Genomic DNA, 17,848 nt, shown 5'->3' on the forward strand with positions numbered 1-17,848 from the left:
CGCTCTAACGGAACTTCCTGCCACACAGAACCCAAACACCGTAACTCCTATTTAACATGTATTTTGAAATCCTGCGAATGAGCGAGCATTCGTGAGAAAATTCCTATTCTCTGAGGGAGTTTAATCGCCGGGGGAGCCATCACATTATAACCCCATCCTAATAACAATAGATTCATTCATCTAGCATAATCACTTCCTCCTGTTGCTAAAAAAAGCGTTCACCCAGTAGAGTGAACGCTTAATTACTTCGAAACTTTATTGTCTGCCAGCATTATGTTAGCGTTAATTCGTTGGTACTTGAAATCACAAGCGGCTAGAGTAACTCAACTTTATGTAGTAAGAGTTATTTCTATGGACGGATTATATTTATCTTTTTCAAGCTCACTAAGTGTTGATTGAGAAATACCAATTAAATTTGAAAATTCGTTCTGATTTAAATCGATTGGTTTTCCGAATTATTCTAATTCGATTGCCTAAGGAAGATAGCATACTTGTCTCCTTTCAATATAAAAAAGAAAGTCCCGATGAGTTTATTTTTCATCGGGACTTTTCTCTTAGAGGTTATCTTCCTTCTAATGTTCCTTTGTAAAAAACTCGGAAAGTGGTTCTGTTGATTTTATAGGATTCTAACGAAATTGTAAAATCAACTAAAAAATAAATGTCGGAAAGCAACTTTTCACTGTTAGTTCAAATTCGTTAATAAAGTCGGAAAATGCCCCGCGGCAAACTACGCCAATTCTCTTAACATTTCTCTTTCTCGTTTCAAATACTCTTCCCTTGATTTTATAATATCTAAATCAACTGGCATAGAACTTTTAAACAAAAGCTGACATATCCTTTGTCCTTCATCGGTAGAGCTATCAAATTGAAATCCGTGATATTCAATCGCCTGTATAGTTAATGGGAGGCGTTGATAAGAAAAAGCAAAATTATTGGGGATTTCTGTGATTGTATCCGTAGTATATTTGTTTTTTATAATCAGACCATATTTCTCATGATATGAGCAGATTTCAAAGCGCTCGTCATGAAAGCTATTATAATCTGAAAAGCTAATCGCACGCTGTAAAGCGCAATTCAATTCTTGGTCAGGAATCGGGCAAAATGTTTGCTCTTCGTTTGGTCTTCTATATTTATGTTTATTTGATTGAACAAATTGTCTTTTTATAATTTTATTGTCATGCTCATAAGGATTCCAAAAGTAAATCATTTTGTTTTTATGTACTTCGAAGCCTGATTTTTTATTGCATGTGGCAACAACTATCTCTCTCCCAATATATTTATTCATTAGATAGTCTAGACATTTATCAAACGACGTGGAAATATTTTGATATTTTGAAAACGTCGGGATTATTTTTTTATATTGGTGTGTAATTAAATTTTGTATTATTATTGGCCTCTGTGTTGAGAAGGCTTGTTCAGAGTATGGCGCACATGTACTAATAATTTCGAAGTATCCATAATCGACTAAAAATAATCGAAAATGCCTAATTAACTCCGTAAGGTTTATTAAAGCTGCAACTTGGTCGAGTTTAAGTTCATAATTCCCCGAGTTCATCATAAACCAGGAATCGTCTAAAATGACCAATGTTCCACCTAAAGTAGCATCAGAGCATATTCGACAATTACAGTTCATCGAAGTTTACCTCGGAATGAAAATGATTCATTTGATCAATATATAATTTTTCCTGCTCCTTCAGATAAGTATCAAAGAAGTCTTCTGGCCACTCAGCGATAATTCCCATCTCATTTAACTTGATCTCTTGAATTCCCTGTTGATTAATGAACCTAATATCGACACTTTTCTTCTCAATTTCTCGGCGAACTATTCTTCTAACAACTCTATTGATTAAATGCTCGCTATGCGTTTCTATTAACAATCTCATGTAATTAGACATGCTGACTGCAATAAGAAAGTCTGCTAATCTTGCTTGGGCATTTGGATGGAGATGTAACTCTGGCTGTTCTATTATGAGAACACCGTTTTTCTTTCGTATTCCCTCTACTAAAATAGGGAATAACTGGCTGCTACCGACACCTACATTTGTCATACTATGTGAACTGTTATTACGAATCTGAAATAACCCATAATTCTGTGGACCGAATTTCTCCACATCAAATGATATTGGGCTCCCCAGAATATAAGATGCCCAGCCATTAACGAAATACGTAAAAGGTTTAAAACTCTTCTCTGCATTAAACCGCCCTTCCTCATTTGGTGGTGAGAGAAATTTATGTCTATCTTTTTCACGCAATTGGTAAAAAACAACTGGCGCATTTTCACCCTTTGTCCCAATTTCATCTTTAACATTTTTTCGTATATAATAATTTAACTTTGGATCATCTCTAAGTGGACCTAAGTAGTTAATGTTATTTGAGAACTCTTCAAGAATCTCCCTTAATATATGGTTATATAAACCATTGATCTGCAATGTGTTAGATGTATGTCTTTTTTTATTGATTGGATAAACAATTTTGGGATATAAATTATTATCAAAAACTACTTGTACTTTAGTATATTCATTTTTGAAAAAGTCAGAAAACTGATCTTCTGACTGAACTAAAATATTTATATTCCGCTCAATCATAAACAAGTAAAAATCTTTGTCAAATGTTTTCGAAAAATTATTGGTATCAATATAATAACCATTGTTCAGGTAAGTAATATTACAATAATTAGAGACGTCAGAGCATGCGTATCTAACATGAAACTTTGTAAGACGAACTTTATCAACTACAATGCCGATTTCGAATAAAATATCAATTCTCACATAATTATTTTGTTTTTTTTCTAAAAAAACGTTTTCCTCTTTCATTTTTAAATTCATATTATCTAAGATATCCAAAAACAAGTTTTGATTATCTGAATCTTTTTCAATTCCTAATGAAAAACGGAACTGTATCGGTTTTGACGGATCTTTAGCTACATCTTTATAATCCCCTAACTCAACGTATGTACCTGTAAAATCAATTTCATGTGGGTTTTTATTTAATACTAAGTCCTTTAGCACAAGTAATGGTTGTATTAGAGTCGACTTCCCACCACTATTCACACCAGTAAAAACTGTTAAATATTTTTTTGATAATCTACCAGATTCAGTAATATTTTTAAAGTTATTGAATTCGTAATAATTTAGCCTCAGCATTAATTGTCTCCTTAGTATTACAATTTTATATTCTATATTATTATTGGTAAAAAACCATGTATAAAACCGTAATCATCGTCTGACTTCGAATCATGACAATATTAAGGACAGCTCTTTGATCCTTTACAGTGATTCTCATCCCAAGATTTCGCCTATACCTGAGATACCTCCTCTGTGATAAAAAGAACTTGATCTGCATCCCTGATTGCTTCTTGATATAGGCGATGCCTTTTTAAAATAAATTCGGTTTAATAAATTCATAATTCTATAAGTTATAATTTTTTCCTAATCTTTCTTTGAAGAATTGAGGGTTTATTTGTCAGGTAGCTTCAACATTAATCTTATCACTCAACTGTTGACCTTTTGCCCACTTATACATTATCTCAAGAAATATTGAAAGGTCATCCTTTGCTGATTTAATGAATTGCTTGTGTTCATCAATTATTGTGTTATAATCAGAATCTTGCAGAAAATTATTATAAAATAACCAACCGAGTAAATTAGGAGTTGTCCTTATTTGATTATCGTCAAGTACTTGAACTGCCATATTTCGTGCTCCTCGATCATCTGTCACGAATCCAGCATTATTTAATCTTAATGCACAAGCAATAGCAGTTAGTTCTCCTTTTGATAGCCTTTTTCGGTTTTCAATGATGTCAAGTTGCTGTAAATCCTCAATTGATATCATATTGACATCCTTGAAATGTCCCCTTTCGCGTTCTTGAATAAGTCTTCTTTTTAACTCATTGTCTTTAAGATTTTCATTTTTTCTGGGCTTATATAGACATTCATATAGTATAAATGATGTTAATATAAAATGAATCTTGGCTTCTTTTGAAGCGTTATATAAACGTGTAGTGGATAATAAGTTCCAAACGGCACATGAGTCTATTAAGTTCAACTGGTTAAAATACGTTAAATCTTTACTCAACATGATACTTCTCCCCAAAAGTACTGTAGATCTCCTTTATTTCTGTTTGATCTATTAATAACATTTCTGCCATTCTTGCTGCAGAGATAATACCTGCATTTCTCGAGTCAAAACAAAGTCGAATGAAGTAATCTGAAATTCCTTTCTCTAAGAGAGTTTTTCTCCGCTCACGACCATTTTCGGATACACCAATAAACTCAGAATCTCTCTTGTTTACTTTTAATATTTTTATTTTTTCATACTGAGTAACACTTTGTTTATCAATAAATCCAGCTTCTCCAAGAGCAAACGTAAGTACAGCAGGATTTACATTAAAATAATTAGCATAATTTCTTATTTTATCTTCAACCCAAGAACGATTATCCGGAATCCTTTTTAACAGATAGGGTGGTACTAAGTAATGGGAAGCAAAAGTATTGACACGAATCTCAACTAGTTTATCTAACTTATCATCATTCTTAGTAATGCTAACCTCATGAAAATCATCTAAATCTAAAATGCTATGACCTAACTCATGAGCCGCTGTGAATCGTTGACGATAAATATCTTCATCATAGTTAATGAGTATGCATTTGCCAACTGTAGGATGCTTGATATATACCCCTGATATTTTGCTGTTATCTAGTTTTCTTCGGAATATATGAATTCCGATCTTGCGAATGTCTGAAAAAACATCCCCAGTAATTTGACTTTGTTGATATCCTAGATGTTCCCTTAGTGCTGCAGCTGCCTGCATACCATGACCTTTAAAAAAATTACCTGATTTTTTAAAATCAAATATACGCTTCGGTTTATTTAATTCGTCTTCTAAAAATGCCTCGCACTCTGCCAAATAAAGAACTTCTTGTATTGCCCATCTATCGTTTCGATTAAGATCTGTTCCATATTTACGAAACAACGTTTCCACTTGTTCGAATGGTTCTTGATGATTTTTATCAGATAAGAAAACACGGTAATCATTTATCAGGTATGAATCGGCCAGGATTAACAATTCATCTCCGCTGGGCAACATTTCCCCCAATTCAAATGACTCTAATCTTGATATAGGTAAACCCGTCATTCGAGAAAGCTCTTGAATTGACCTTTCGAACTGGATCCGATATTTTTTAAGCCTATTAGCAAGCAACTTTACATCAATAGACATTTTTATAGCATCCTTTTAATAATGATAACTGACAAGTAAAACTATTATCTATTTTACCATTTTCCCCCACCACCCGCCATCCATCTAATCTTATATAAATACGAAGATGTAAATAATAACTCAGCAGATCTGGTATATCTCTTGATCTGCTTTTTCCTTCTGATACTTTATGCATTCAAACTATACATGAAACTTAACCCTCAAAAAAATCAACATTAAGAAGCCGTGTATTGGAGATCCAACATCCAATACACGACTTCTCATTAATGAATTATAATAATTGCTCCTAATTCGCTTGTCCGTCTTTGTACTCTCTAAGTTTTCCTTCTAGAATACTCATCATTTCATCAGAAATATTTCTATACGCCGGTCTAAATGCAGCTAGACTTTTAAGTGTTACATTTCGATATCCTCTTCTAATTAACTCAGCAACATCTCTAGGTAAACGTCTTTCAAGGAAATTATTATTTGTTTCTTCATATTCCAAAAGAACTAGTGCAGTTCTAGGTAACTGCATCAAATGCCTTTTTATCATAGATATATCACCGGAGTCCATTAAACTCAGTACCGTGTTCCTTTTTATTCGATTTCTTGGATTGCTATTATATAGTTGCTCACATACTTGCTTTACTTTTGTAGTAAATTCTTTATCCAAAATATCAAAATCTAATGATGTACTCCTTTTCACTTGTGGTAAGGAATTCTCCATCCATTCTCTATCAATTTTCATAAGCCTAGAGTAACTTGTTCGTGCTTTTTTAGAAATAGCAAGGCGTGATAAATATGGTTCCTCATTGATGATACTGAGTATCCTTTCACGATGCTCCTTTAAACTAATTTTTTCAGCAGCCTTAATGCTAATGCTATCATTTTCTAATATATGATGAGCCTTTGCTCGAGCAGCATCTTTATCTGTTTCTCTATCTAATATTAGACCTGTTAGTCTCTCAATTGATAAGTGAGTATTTGTCATAGTTATCCCCAATTTTTCAGAGATCTCCTTCAGCCTCATACCTTCTGAATATAACTTTAATATAGTTTTATTCCAATGATCCCCTCTATATGTAATGACAGGTTTTCTTCCCACCTGATTTTTCAGATCCCACTTCCAAGTATACCTTGATCCACACTTAGGACAGGCAAAGCGCACTTGCATAATAGAACTATTAATATTACTCCGATCACAGCTCTTAATACCCTTCTTGTTATAGTCATTGCATAATGTGTTAATACAAGACCATGGCCCGTTCCCAAATGGAATAGGATAACAAATATTAGGGAGTTGGGAATTAATGAACTCTTCCACACTTCCCGCTAAGAATCGAATTAATAGCAAATAAAATGCAATATTTTGAAGTTTATATCCTTTTGTTAAAGCTATCCTCCAAAAACGATCCGGTTGATTTAAATCTGAGATAAATGAAAACGAATTAAGGAAATCACTCGGGTAATAAGAAAGAAAGTCCTTTTGAATTGTTTGAATTCTTACCTTTCCGGAGTATGTAAAATACCCTTTGTTCCAACAAAGCCCAATTATTTTCTGATAGATGTGATCATTTGAAAAATTAGTGTAATACTTCAACAAGAATTTAGAATCTGAATTAAAATTCTCACTCCAGTCGCATAAATCTACTTGGCTTGGGAGAGGATTTGTTAAGTCATGGCCATTAATACAACAAGGGATTGATGGCAACCATTCAGATTTAGGTTTGCTTAAAACAACTCCGCAGTGTGGACAATGTGAAATTAATCTAAGCCGATGCATTGGACACACTGAAATAAATTCCAGTTGATGAATTCGATGAACATATATCTCTCCGTATTTGTGATAACTATTTTTCATACATGCTTGACAATATTGAATATGTTCCGAAAAATGACTCCAGCTTCTTCCACCAAGAGAAGATAGTTTTCCAGCATAACTCTTAACATTTTCCGTTCCAGTAACAATATCCTCTATGACCTGTTGCCTACGCCTCTCTGACATAAATAAAATAAACAAAGGAAGTAATGTATGATTATTAATAATGTACTCCTCTGACAGCCCACTTTCTATTGGTAATTGTGAAATTAAAAATGATAAGTTTCGCGGAAAACAATTAATTTTATTTGATTTAAAATTGAACAGTTCTTGCTTAGTTCTAGAATAATTCTTATTTAATGTTCGTAAATGATAACGATAAATCACACTTCGGAAATCTTCATCTGGGTAAGGGGAGGGAAAAAAACTAAGAGTCTTCTCATTCATTTAAATCACTTCTTTCTTAACGGCATTAATAAACATCGCATCATATGGTTGAACAATATCAACAATTTTCTTTTGAACATCAGAAGAAATAATATTAGAAATGCCCGCCAGTTTAAGTAGCCTCCACCCACTAATTGTTCCGAATTGCTTAAGTAACCTATTGCTAGCCCACTCAAGCCTTCTAATTTGAAATTGTTGGGTTGATTCTTGATGTTCCCTTACAAATTCCTCACATTTTGGCAGAAGCTTAATCTTTTTCTCCAACCAAACATAATGGCCACAACGCTTCCCGAATTCGGTCACCGTTACACGTATTGGCGGATCTTCTTCAAGAATTACTTTTTGAGCATGCTGAAGTTTTGGATATAGAAAGTGATCTCGTTCAACCCAGTTAACTCTTTTTATTGGTAAACTTCTTACTTTTTGGGGTTTGGGTGCCATCTGTCCGTCAAAAACACCTGTTGGATTTTCAATCTGATTTATGCATGAGTTTAAAGATTCTCTTATTCTTAATTTCTTATCTTTTACTTTCGATTCATCGCCTAGAATTTCAAGATTAGGAACTAAATGCAACTGTCTCTGCACAGTGATTGAATTCACATTTAGCTCTCTCCCCATCTGGCGAAAAGACAAGCTTTGAGTTTTAGTCAACTCCCTTAGCTTTGCTCTCCAAACATCCCCAAATTGTTTTATCCTTCCTATTCGATATCTATCTTCGGAAGTAATATCTGGTCCTTTTCTTGCGAATACAAATCCACAAGTGCATGCAAAAGTTCCAATAGGCTTGAGAGACTTAGAACAGCGCGAAATTTTGCATTCCTCCACAACATTTTGTTTATAATGATCCGCTGCCTTATTTAAGCAAGGCCATGGGCCCATTCCAAAGGGATGATATACTGTTGTCACCGGTTCATTTTTTTGCAATGAAATATCTAAAAACCTCATAATTAAAATATGTCTTAACGGATGAGTCACACTATGTGGATTTCGCAAAAGTTTATGTATCCATGAATCCTGATTCTTTACACTTACAGAACAATAAAGCAACTCAAGTAATTCCTCCCCATATAACATTTTGAATTGATTAATTATGCTCTTAAACCGATAATATCCACTTAAGTTAACTAATTGTTTAGCTTGGAGTCTCTCTGCGTAGTTGTTGCTATTGATTCCCCCAAAATCTACATTACGATTGCTAGAATCAAGTAAAATAGACGATTGAGTTGAAATGAACATTAATTGATCAAAATCAGCATGAATCGTAAAATTTGAAGTGGGCAGTATTGCTTTAATAGCCGCACTTAAAGGTATTAGTTGATGTTTATGATATTTAGAAGTATATGGAACAGAGGAATTCTGGAGGAACTCTTGATGTTTGGAACAAATATATATGCCAGGCACTTGATGAATTCGATGCCAATAGGGTTCGCCATATTGTCTAGTGTCATCCATTATGCAAGAATTACAAAATCTTAATTGCAAAGGTGATTTAATGGCGGAAGCTGGTAATCCTACTAAGCTATGAGCAGTACCAAAAGGGCCACTTGTAACAAACATACTCTGTCCAACAGCAGTTGCCATATCTTTTGGAAGAAATGCTGTGTAGTAAGGATATAATGTATGCTCTAGCAACAACCTTTCTGGAGAATAAATACCACCAATAATTGTAGACAGTCCTTGTAAATGACCAGGCAAATCTGTCACAGCGCATACTTCAGTTGTACCGAAAAGATCAACCATGGTGCTTTTTTGACTTGCCCCTCCAGCACGTTGATGGTATCTAGCTAATCCACTGTATAAAATTTCATCAGGATAAAGTTCTGGGAAATATGACATATGTTTATTCATTCTTCGCATTAATTTCTTGAAATAGTTCGTCCTGGTTTGGTATCGCTCCAGTTTTTTGTACGCTCTCATAGATTGTCTCAGAGGATGTCGACCTGTTAGGTGCACTATTTCGTAAGTCTTCAGGTTCACGAAAACTTGCGCAGGACTTTTGTTCTGTAATTACGGAATCTGAAATAGACGCGCTCTCGGAATTTAGAATGTCCTCCATGGGATTGGGCTTCTCCAGCAAATAAACAATTTGTTTTCGAAGTGCAATCTTACCGCAATCTACACCATATTTCTTAATTACGTAAGTGACAATTTGCTCTGCTTGGTCAGAAGTTGCACCGAACTGAATCGCTGTTTTTACCAATTCAATGTATAGATCTTCATCCGTGTAGACTTTATCATCCCGAATGACTCCTTCTTTCATCTTACCTGTAATTATTAATTTTTCAGTGGCTTGCTTTAATACCTCATCCAAATCATTCCACTTAGGATATAAATCCTCATACTTCTTAACAAGTTCCATATTTCCGGACTTAAGAGCTTGCAACATGGGACGAACAAGGCGCAAATGATTCTTGGCAACATCATTTAAAACCTTTTTTGTAATTATTTCGTTCTTATTTCGAATATCTGCAATAACTTCCCATTGAGCCAACATATAAAGCTTTACGGCAATATCTATGATTCCTTGTGACAGCTCATAGAGTAGCTTGGCAAAACTTTGATCATACTCAGTCAATGTAGAGGTCCACTGATACTTCCATAACTTTTGAATAAAGAAGTTCCATTTCTCACCATTAGGAATACGGTCCATAATCAAATCACCTTGGCCGCTGTTCCGACGTGCCTGACTGAAGGAACCAGAAAATAACTTAATCGCTTTGAATGTTCCTAGCAATACAATAGGAACACCGATGGTATTAACCAGCTGGGTAAAGAAATTAAGCATCTTTTCTGCACCGCCGCTTTTTAATAAGCTCAAGTTTTGAATTTCATCAATAACCAGCACTCCAAGGCCATGCAAGGTAGCTATCTGTGCCATATGCGGAATCAAAATATCTTGTGTTGCACCTTTAGATACGTACTTTTTGAAATATCTGGACGTACCGAGAACAGCATCTACTGCTTGAAAGAAATTAATACATAATCCCTTTGTCGATCCATCAAACGGGCAATTCAGTTTTAACCACGTAATCTGCTTAACAGGAAGTGGTCTACTCCGATAATTACTATGCTCGATAACTTGTGGATATAAAAGCAGCGTACTCTCAATCGATGTTGTCTTTCCAAGACCACTACATCCAATAATTGCAAACCCCGCGGCAGTCGGGCGAATTCCCGCTTTATTCCTTCCCTTTTCGTCGACACCTTGTTCAAGTAATTCATCGAATCCAATTGTGAACTGTTTCGTATATTTACGAAATAGGGGATTTCTTGCTCTGTATCCATGCCGTAGCATTCTAGAAATTCGTTGTTCGATAAGAATATGTTCAGGTAGAGGCTCCACATAGTCGACTAACTGCTGAACCAAGTGTAATCGAATAGACTTTCCCAGCTTCCTCTGCTCATCTTGATAATCAGGATAGTTTCGAATCCGTTTAGTTACTTGTTGATATTCAAAAATTGGTGGCAATGCCTCAATAAAAGGATTCCATTTATAAGCCCAGATGGGTTGCTCTTTATAGTCCGCTTTAATGGTCCTCCCCAGTAGGACAGGAGTGTAATCGACAACGTCATCTAACGGTTCAATACTAATCATTTTCGTCCTCCTCTTCGCTTAATTCGCTTAACAATTCAAAAATAGATTTTTGGTTAGCCAGTTCTTCGTCTTCGTGATAAATCTCTCTGGATTCAGCAATTTTTATTTCTGGTATTTGTGGTACAAAGGCTTGCACGATGCGTGTTTCATTTTTCTCTGTTCGTCTGCTTTCTTTTATTTCACTCTGTCGCTCCGCATCTGTAGTTCCCGCTTTCCTTAGTGCAGCATTAGTCTTTTCAGTCTCTTCAATCTCAATAAATGTTAGTTGTGCGTCCAAATCAGCAAATGCTTGATTCTCCTCAGAGCGATATTGTATTTCTTGAACATCTTCATCAAACTGTATCATTTTGATTTCTTCTAAAGATTTATTCTCGAACCTTTCAAAACTAGGTAACAATTGACATGGAATGAATCGATCTCCCTGATCCTTCACATAAACATAATTCATACATCTCGGATCATAAATTATTTGCTGCTTAAAAGATTTACCGTTTACAAACCATCCTTTATCATTAAGTTCCTGACTTGCATATCTTAGTTTATTGAACCCGATGCCTTCCTCAGTAACAACTGCTTGAGCCTTGGGTAGCATATTGAATCTTACAAAATCACGTTCTCTCTCTTGAAGGAATCCACCTTTGTTTTTAATCCCCCAATTCCATAAATGAATTGGCACTGGAAGAACGCTATCAGGGACCATCCCTTTTTCCCCAGGGTAATTTTTAATGTATTGATTATTGTTGTGGCTGATAATCATCTCAATAATCATCTTCGTAAATCCACGCAGCGTGAGTTTCGCATCAAGCACATAATTAGGTCCACCACGAACCCGATATTCCTCTTTTACTCTACCTGGCATATACGGACCTAATTTAATGTTAAGCGTACGGAACTTTTGCTCAACAATCCCTTTCAAATCAGCCCGATAGGGCGGTGCATTCATAATAAAAGTACCTATACCAGGTAGTGAATCAGACATTTTCCCCTCCATCTCCCCTCTATCTGCTTGAAAAAATTCAGGCAAATAATGACAAGGCCATTGTTCTTCAGTAATTGGAATATCGTATTCCTTACATAATTCAACTTTGTTAGTCACCAAGTTATCGATCGCCATCATAGCACCGACCCACGAAGGCCCTTCAAGTCCAACATGAAAGCCCACTATTAATCGTGAGAATACATCAATTATGATATAGACAATAGGTCTTCCTATAATCTTAGTTCGTTCAGTACTGACCAAATATAAATCAGCGATTGTTGCATCAATTTCAAAAATGTGCCCCGGCCCTAATGCGCGTTGTGTTGAATTGCTTAATCTAGGACGGAACTTGAGAAGAAATGTTTTTTCCCCTTCACGATCTTTTAAGATCTGTAATTGATTATCCTTTGTTCTTAAAAAGTACCGAAACTGATCTAAACTAGGGACTTCGTGTTCCTTTTTTAATATGGGAGTCGGCACTCCACGTTTCTTTACAATTTCTACAAAGAAATATTCAGATAGCATTTTACAATAAGTAAACCGAACAGCATGTTTATCTTGTTTTCTGTAATATTCAGATATAGCTGCATCAAAAATATTGCGAATCGTTTGGTCAACGTTTATACCTTGTAACTCTTCATTTATATAAGCTGTTTTGCGTTTTCTTCCAATCTTTTTCCCCGATTTAGGATTCTTTTTCTTCCCTTTACCTCCACAAGCTCTAAAGTTAGGATATAACGCATCAATTGTCTTGCCTCTTAGCCAGTAATTTCGGAGATGCTTATAAATAAACTTATCTCTTCTACCAGTTTGGGATTTTAACTCTACAATTTGCTCAAATCGAAATTTCTCGTTGAATATATGCGGTTCAAGCGCGATAAGTCCTTTAATGCAATTCCATGCTTCGTCTCTGAGTCTAATCCTCTTTTGAATGGTTTCTTCTGATAAGTTTTCAAATGAAATTGCTTTAGGAAGATAAGGATCCTTCTCTAGCTTCGTTCCATACCCTTTTTCAATTTTTTCCTCAAGCCATGAAACCTTTTTAACTTGTGGCCAAGACTTATCATCATTCACATTTAGCGTAACTATGTCTGTTTGCTGACTGCTAATCCAGAGCACGCGTTCAATCGAGTCAATCTTCAGATCTTCATTTCGTATTACATAAAGACAGTTTAAAGTTATCAGCATAATAATTGACCATTATGAATAAGCGATAGCTTGATTCAAAATCTGTATGGGTTTTAACGTGAAATCCATACGTTTATTCATATCAATTAACCAATGTCGATTTGCAATCATATATCGTAAAATAAACAGACAAGAACCAGGCGGTAATTGAAACCTTCGATCAACAAGGTTAGCGGTATATGAACAAGGCAATGTTTCATCGGACAAGGCCTCTAATAAGACTGGGGTGACCTCATTAACAATAGCTTCAGATAAATAGGGTCTGCTCTCTAATGTTCGAGCAGAATGAATCCATTTCATATTATGAACAAGGTCATAATTAATTTCTCTTTCCGTAATAAGCCCCCATTTTATTCCTTCATCTTCGAAATACCTTTTCTCAATTTCAAACTTCTCCATGACACGTTTGGTCAATTTTGATAACGGCTTCACTGTTCGGGCCCAATACTCTATCCCCTGTTCTGTTCTTACAGTTATTAAAAAGTCCGTTGTTAGCACTACTGGATGTTTTGTCTTTGGATGAGTAGGATGGCGAATCCCCATTTTATCTGCTATGTATAAGGTTTTCTCTAAGGGTAGACAACCAAACTGTTCTCGAATATCTATCACATTAGTGGACCATTCCAACATATAAAAGTATGCAAGTTCAAACTGTTCGCTAAATAAATGATGTATTCTGTTGGTCTTCCAACCTTTTATTCGAATCACAGTGCCATTTGATGGAACATCTCTGATTGTTAACCATGGCTTATATTCATTAAAAAAACCTTGCCCCCGCTTTTCTTTTAGTTTCCTTTCAATTGTTGTTTGTGTGACAATTCTTTTCCGTTTTGACATTTAGATACCTCCAATGTATTTAATTAATTCTTTTCTAAATTACTAATCAGTAAATAATTACTTTACTTTTGTCATTATAGTAAAATTATAATTGACAAGTCAAGGAAGAAGTAAAATATAATTTGACTTTTTCGTGTAAAATACTTATATATTAATATATTAGTTAATTATTCCTTGATATAAATGGGGTCTTAATGATGAAACTTGGAGAACGTCTCAAAGAATTACGCGACAAGCAACAGTGGACACAGAACTTTATTGCCGACCGTTTGGCAGTAACTAAACAAGCGATATCCAGTTGGGAACGTAACATTGCCAGTCCAAGTATTAAACAGTTGCTCCAACTTGCTGATTTGTTTCACGTGTCAACAGATTATTTACTCGGAAGAATAGATATTCCGCTCCCTGTAACAACAAACGGTAAGGAAGAATCCACTGCAACTCTTCAAACTTTTTATGACTTAGAACATTTCTTATTAACAAATGACCATGTTCGTCTAGGTAATTTTAGGTTAAGCATTAGCGAGAAATTGATGACTATTGATGTTTTACAACGTATCTTTCTCGAATATAATAAGAGTAAAGAATTTGACTCCGCCGGATCCAACATTCCAACGTAATTTTTATTATAACTAAGCTCTTAATCTTATCTAAAACACTCCATACTCTTTGTTATAGATAAACAATAAAGTTGCCTTTCCAGTTCTTCGATAATCCATTCTAGTGATTTCATATATTCCAACATGCCTGCTTCTGTTACTTTAGTAATAAAACCAGGCATCCCCCTTTTTTGCAATTCAATCATGCTCTCAAAATCTTCACTTCTTCTTTTCATGATAGGCCCCATACGAGACTTCTTATACTTCTCTATTAAAGACTTACACTGGTTCCAAGTTTCCATCTTCTGTTGTAACAAAATTAATTTGTAAAAATGATCACAGCTCTGTGTAAAAGGATAATCATAGTACTTTTTCTGTCTTTCCATGTTCGCTTGAAGAGTCTTTAGTATTTTGGTAACCTCATTTAGCATTTCTTCCAAATTGAATCTCTCCTAAACTCTTAGTTTTTTATTTATTTCAAGCTAGCGTATAGATTGTAGTTTCCTCTGTCTCTTCAATTAACATCTCCATCTTTACCCCAAAACTATTATTCTACTTCTGTCTCTACTTCAGTTATTATGTTCTTATTCAGTTCAAGTTTTTGCAAAGTTTTTGGATTTCTTTTCTTTCTCTTTTTCTGAACGGTCTTCCATTCCATTTTGAGTAACTGAATACTTAGAAAATACCGTTCCAACTTTGATCCTTCATAATCTTGTGGTGTAATTACACGGCATTGTTCTGGTTCTGAATCTAGCTGAAGAAAAATTTCATCAGTATCATTAGGAAAATAGCTTACTTGGATTGCCCATCCTCCATAGATATGAGCAAGCTCAAACCATCTTTCTCGTATTGCTCTCTCACAACTGTAATACTTACCAAGGTATTTTATTCCTTGTGCAGTTACTAGCGCTAATCCTATTTGCTCTTTCATTTTTCCACCCCATTTATCATATTATGTCTCTATAATGCACATTAATCGATAAATTTATACTAGATTAGCAAGAAATATTGAAATAGCGATAATATTCTTTTATGCAAAACCCACCTGATAACACAACAGGCCACCGAGTTTATCACCGGTGTCTCGAACGATAGAAACAACTGGGGCAGTTCAATTATATGTGGAACAGGTTTTGGCCAAGATGCTCAAGCTTTCTTTCCCACTCCAACTGCTCGATATATCAAGATGATGGAATAATTTATTAAGTATTGCAAGTATCTTATCGAAATTCCAATTATTCTTAACCGTTTATACAGCGAGACTACCGTTTTATATGCAGCTTCATTCTATATGTTGATTTAAAGTAATCAATATACCATTTGACATGTTATTCTGCACTTAATAAAAAACAAGGAGCAGCTGCCGCGTGAACCGCTCCCCGTCAAGTAGACAGTACAAAAAACTCCCATGACCTAGCTGTCACCGCGATCAATGAAAATGGAGAATAGTTTCAAGACCTAATAACCATCCCATACTGTTAATAGCAGGTCAAAGGTCGACTCTTTTTGGTGAAACCAAACCCGAACAAAAAACCGCCTTATTGTAACGATGAGCACTGCCGATTGTTGCCAGAGCACGTGTATAAAAATATACTTCTCTCCGTTGCATGACCTGCACATTCTTGGTTAATGAGGGATAAGTAAACACAGTTTTAGAACGATGTGCGGGGTCAGACAGTACATCAAGAAACGGTTGTCGCTTGTGTGCTGAGCGGTTCGCTAGATCGCAAACCTAAGCAGAAAATTCGAACATTTGGTACGACAACGAGAGGACTTCTGAAATTATCAGATTGGCTTGCTGAAAAACAATGCACACATGTTGCTATGGAAAGCACCGGAGTGTATTGGAAAGCGGTGTGGAACGTGCTTGAGGGCGAATTTACACTCGTGCTAGGTTACGCTAAGAAGATTAAGTATGTTCCCGGACGCAAGACAGACGTGAAGGATTCAACATGGATTGCGGGGCTTCTGCGCTGCTGGTTAATTGAACCCAGTTTTGTGCCTCCCGTGGACATTCGCGACCTTCGAGATCTGACTATCGACGTAAGTTGCAAGGGCAAGTAACCTCAGAGAGAAACAGGATTCACAAAATCTTACAAGATGCGAACATCAAGCTAACCACATACGTTTCGGATTTATTCGGAAAATCAGGTCTAGCTTTACTAGATTCCCTTGTGAATGGCTTAGTGCTCGATGCCGAATCCATTACAAATATGGTATTTACAAAGCTAAAGAAGAAGGTACCTGAGTTGATCCAGGCACTAAACGGTCGTGTACAACTTCATCATCGATGGATGATCGGTCGTCATCTCGAACACCTCAATCAAGTTGAAGAACACATCGAGATTTTGAATCAAGAGATCGATAAATTGATAGGCCCTTACAAGGAGGAGATCGACTTGCTGATCACCATTCCGGGAGTTCAAAAGGATGCAGCGGCGAGCATTCTTGCGGAGATTGGTACAGACATGTCCGTATTTCCTTCTGAGGACCACATCGCTTCATGGGCAGCAGTTTGTCCAGAAAGCAACGAGAGTGCTGGTAAGAAAAGAAGTTCCAAGACCAATAAGGGGAACAAAGGGTTGAGTGGCATGGGCTTCTTCCATGACCAAAAACACGCGACTAGCTGCCTTCTATAGCCGAATCGTAAAGCGACGAGGGCCCAAGAAAGCTGCTATGGCAACGGCACACTTAATCTTAAAGATCTGCTATTTCATGTTGCGAGATAAACCTCATACCAAGAGTTAGGCTGGGACTACTTACCCAAAAAAGAAAAAGGACTTGATTACTGGGTAAGTAAAATCAAGTCCCTAGGTTATAGCATCCATTTACAGGATAGCCAAACTTCTTAATTTTCAAAAAATTTCGAAAGAATTTTCGGGGGAGTGCTTTTTTGTGTCAAAATCGTGCTAACCCAACCCTAAACATCATTTTCGTATAAAAAGAGAACAGCCCCGTTATCAGGAACTGTACTCCAATTATATTTTCAGTTTCAACTTATGCAACAAAGAATTCAGATGTATTATTTAAAACTGTACCTTACACCATCCTAACGTCGTCCAATTGGACCATGTTGCCGAATCTTTCTGTCTCACTTTCACTTGATATGTCTGGTTGTTTGCCAATGCTGTTGTCACTACCCAGGATCCACTCGTTGCTGTCGTGCTCTGTGACACGATTCCTG

Annotated in this window: 15 protein-coding genes; 3 read left to right on the forward strand and 12 right to left on the reverse strand. The window is 35.8% G+C overall.

Features of this window, described 5'->3' with window-relative positions; translation table 11 throughout:
- Window positions 1–329: 329 nt before the first annotated feature.
- From HQN90_RS40110 to HQN90_RS37355, 10 genes are all read right to left on the reverse strand, one after another.
- Complete coding sequence (locus HQN90_RS40110; protein ID WP_420851115.1) at window positions 330–443, reverse strand: helix-turn-helix transcriptional regulator; 114 nt, start codon at window positions 441–443, stop codon at window positions 330–332.
- 284 nt (window positions 444–727) lie between these two features.
- On the reverse strand, window positions 728–1,585 hold the full coding sequence (locus HQN90_RS37315; RefSeq protein WP_173227878.1) for a hypothetical protein: 858 nt from the start codon (window positions 1,583–1,585) through the stop codon (window positions 728–730).
- A 37-nt stretch (window positions 1,586–1,622) separates the two neighbouring features.
- The gene (locus tag HQN90_RS37320) at window positions 1,623–3,143 is read right to left on the reverse strand and encodes an AAA family ATPase (RefSeq protein ID WP_173227879.1); all 1,521 of its coding nucleotides are present in this window, start codon (window positions 3,141–3,143) and stop codon (window positions 1,623–1,625) included.
- Window positions 3,144–3,462: 319 nt separating this feature from the next.
- Window positions 3,463–4,077, reverse strand: a complete 615-nt coding sequence (locus HQN90_RS37325) for a type II toxin-antitoxin system VapC family toxin (protein WP_173227880.1) — start codon at window positions 4,075–4,077, stop codon at window positions 3,463–3,465.
- Window positions 4,067–5,218 carry a helix-turn-helix domain-containing protein gene (locus HQN90_RS37330; protein ID WP_173227881.1) on the reverse strand — a complete coding sequence of 384 codons (1,152 nt, stop codon included), beginning with the start codon at window positions 5,216–5,218 and terminating at the stop codon, window positions 4,067–4,069. Before HQN90_RS37330 ends, HQN90_RS37325 begins: the two co-directional genes overlap by 11 nt.
- A 286-nt stretch (window positions 5,219–5,504) precedes the next feature.
- On the reverse strand, window positions 5,505–7,466 hold the full coding sequence (locus HQN90_RS37335; protein ID WP_173227882.1) for a TnsD family Tn7-like transposition protein: 1,962 nt from the start codon (window positions 7,464–7,466) through the stop codon (window positions 5,505–5,507).
- Entirely contained in the window at window positions 7,467–9,314 is a 1,848-nt protein-coding gene (locus HQN90_RS37340) for a TnsD family Tn7-like transposition protein (RefSeq protein WP_173227883.1), read from the reverse strand.
- Window positions 9,307–11,061 carry an ATP-binding protein gene (locus HQN90_RS37345; protein WP_173227884.1) on the reverse strand — a complete coding sequence of 585 codons (1,755 nt, stop codon included), beginning with the start codon at window positions 11,059–11,061 and terminating at the stop codon, window positions 9,307–9,309. Before HQN90_RS37345 ends, HQN90_RS37340 begins: the two co-directional genes overlap by 8 nt.
- The gene (locus HQN90_RS39810; RefSeq protein WP_173227885.1) at window positions 11,054–13,114 is read right to left on the reverse strand and encodes a Mu transposase C-terminal domain-containing protein; all 2,061 of its coding nucleotides are present in this window, start codon (window positions 13,112–13,114) and stop codon (window positions 11,054–11,056) included. Before HQN90_RS39810 ends, HQN90_RS37345 begins: the two co-directional genes overlap by 8 nt.
- A 126-nt stretch (window positions 13,115–13,240) precedes the next feature.
- A complete protein-coding gene (locus tag HQN90_RS37355; protein WP_173227886.1) occupies window positions 13,241–14,065 on the reverse strand; it encodes a TnsA endonuclease N-terminal domain-containing protein in 825 nt (274 codons plus the stop codon).
- A gap of 194 nt (window positions 14,066–14,259) precedes the next feature.
- Here HQN90_RS37355 and HQN90_RS37360 point away from each other — a divergent pair, with 194 nt between their 5' ends.
- Window positions 14,260–14,685, forward strand: a complete 426-nt coding sequence (locus HQN90_RS37360; RefSeq protein WP_173227887.1) for a helix-turn-helix domain-containing protein — start codon at window positions 14,260–14,262, stop codon at window positions 14,683–14,685.
- Between the two features lie 26 nt (window positions 14,686–14,711).
- Here HQN90_RS37360 and HQN90_RS37365 read toward each other — a convergent pair whose 3' ends face one another.
- Together HQN90_RS37365 and HQN90_RS37370 are read right to left on the reverse strand one after the other, a co-directional pair.
- Window positions 14,712–15,104, reverse strand: a complete 393-nt coding sequence (locus tag HQN90_RS37365) for a hypothetical protein (protein ID WP_173227888.1) — start codon at window positions 15,102–15,104, stop codon at window positions 14,712–14,714.
- A 107-nt stretch (window positions 15,105–15,211) separates the two neighbouring features.
- The gene (locus HQN90_RS37370) at window positions 15,212–15,595 is read right to left on the reverse strand and encodes a hypothetical protein (RefSeq protein ID WP_173227889.1); all 384 of its coding nucleotides are present in this window, start codon (window positions 15,593–15,595) and stop codon (window positions 15,212–15,214) included.
- A gap of 731 nt (window positions 15,596–16,326) precedes the next feature.
- Between HQN90_RS37370 and HQN90_RS39175 the strand changes: the two genes are divergently transcribed.
- A complete protein-coding gene (locus HQN90_RS39175) occupies window positions 16,327–16,728 on the forward strand; it encodes an IS110 family transposase (RefSeq protein ID WP_338042441.1) in 402 nt (133 codons plus the stop codon).
- 185 nt (window positions 16,729–16,913) lie between these two features.
- On the forward strand, window positions 16,914–17,303 hold the full coding sequence (locus HQN90_RS39180) for a transposase (RefSeq protein WP_246363024.1): 390 nt from the start codon (window positions 16,914–16,916) through the stop codon (window positions 17,301–17,303).
- Window positions 17,304–17,848: the final 545 nt, after the last annotated feature.

The organism is Paenibacillus alba (assembly GCF_013204855.1).
Taxonomy (GTDB): Bacteria; Bacillota; Bacilli; order Paenibacillales; family NBRC-103111; genus Paenibacillus_E; species Paenibacillus_E alba.

Excerpts from the sequence above, each read along its gene's own strand:
- HQN90_RS37370 (WP_173227889.1), bottom strand. The coding sequence starts at position 15,595 with ATGAAAGAGCAAATAGGATTAGCGCTAGTAACTGCACAAGGAATAAAA.
- HQN90_RS37360 (WP_173227887.1), top strand. The coding sequence starts at position 14,260 with ATGATGAAACTTGGAGAACGTCTCAAAGAATTACGCGACAAGCAACAG.
- HQN90_RS37345 (WP_173227884.1), bottom strand. The coding sequence starts at position 11,061 with ATGATTAGTATTGAACCGTTAGATGACGTTGTCGATTACACTCCTGTC.
- HQN90_RS37325 (WP_173227880.1), bottom strand. The coding sequence starts at position 4,077 with ATGTTGAGTAAAGATTTAACGTATTTTAACCAGTTGAACTTAATAGAC.
- HQN90_RS37330 (WP_173227881.1), bottom strand. The coding sequence starts at position 5,218 with ATGTCTATTGATGTAAAGTTGCTTGCTAATAGGCTTAAAAAATATCGG.
- HQN90_RS37335 (WP_173227882.1), bottom strand. The coding sequence starts at position 7,466 with ATGAATGAGAAGACTCTTAGTTTTTTTCCCTCCCCTTACCCAGATGAA.
- HQN90_RS37320 (WP_173227879.1), bottom strand. The coding sequence starts at position 3,143 with ATGCTGAGGCTAAATTATTACGAATTCAATAACTTTAAAAATATTACT.
- HQN90_RS37340 (WP_173227883.1), bottom strand. The coding sequence starts at position 9,314 with ATGAATAAACATATGTCATATTTCCCAGAACTTTATCCTGATGAAATT.
- HQN90_RS37355 (WP_173227886.1), bottom strand. The coding sequence starts at position 14,065 with ATGTCAAAACGGAAAAGAATTGTCACACAAACAACAATTGAAAGGAAA.